The following is a 733-nucleotide window of genomic DNA, read 5'->3' as shown; positions in this document are numbered from 1 at the left end:
AAGGGGGGCGCCGACGACATTGGCCAAGGGATGGCGCGGTCAAGACGTTCCTGGACGCCGCGGACAGCGCGGCGACCTTGGCGTGCGCAAGCGAATTACGCCAAGGCCCTGGACCTGATCGCCCGGCAGGCCTATGCCGCGCCGCTCTTCACGTACTCGACCAGCTATGCCTATACGTCGCAACTGAACTTCCAGGCCTATCCGGACGAAGTGCCACGCTTCTACGACGCCAGCTGGAAGTAAGCCGGCAGGCATGACGGCGCGACGGGGAGATGGATCTTGCCTGTCGCGGGCAGACTCGACCAAGGGCTCCCACATGTTGACCTATATCCTTCGGCGCCTCGCTGTGGCGCTTTGCGTTGCGCTGACCGTTTCCATCGTGAGCTTTGTCTTGCTTCACCTGTCGGGCGATCTTGCCACGTCGATTGCCGGCGCCGACGCGACGGCCGAGCAGGTGGCGACGATCCGCCACCAGTACGGGCTGGACCAGCCGATGGTGACGCAGTATTTCGAATGGCTGGGCAGGGCGTTGCGCCTTGACCTGGGGCGCTCCTTCTTCTTCCAGGGACCGGTAACCGAGCTGGTGGCCGAGCGCCTGCCGATCACCCTGAAGCTTGGCGGCATTGCGCTGGTCATTGCCGTGCTGACGGCCATCCCCCTGGGGGTGCTGGCGGCGATCTACCGCGACCGTTGGATCGACCGGCTCGCCCTGCTGCTGGCCGTGATCGGGCAG

At 65.3% G+C, this 733-nt stretch carries 1 protein-coding gene and 1 pseudogene; both read left to right on the top strand.

The window, feature by feature from the left end; translation table 11 throughout:
- Positions 1–243 (top strand): annotated as a pseudogene (locus tag OR16_RS47090) (ABC transporter substrate-binding protein); the annotation flags it as partial.
- 73 nt (positions 244–316) lie between these two features.
- The coding region (locus OR16_RS39000) for an ABC transporter permease (protein WP_006165024.1) at positions 317–733 on the top strand (417 nt) is incomplete at its 3' end.

The organism is Cupriavidus basilensis OR16, assembly GCF_000243095.1.
Classification (GTDB): domain Bacteria; phylum Pseudomonadota; class Gammaproteobacteria; order Burkholderiales; family Burkholderiaceae; genus Cupriavidus; species Cupriavidus basilensis_D.
Note: the sequence above shows the minus strand (reverse complement) of the source record. Positions and strands in the feature narration are given on the sequence as shown.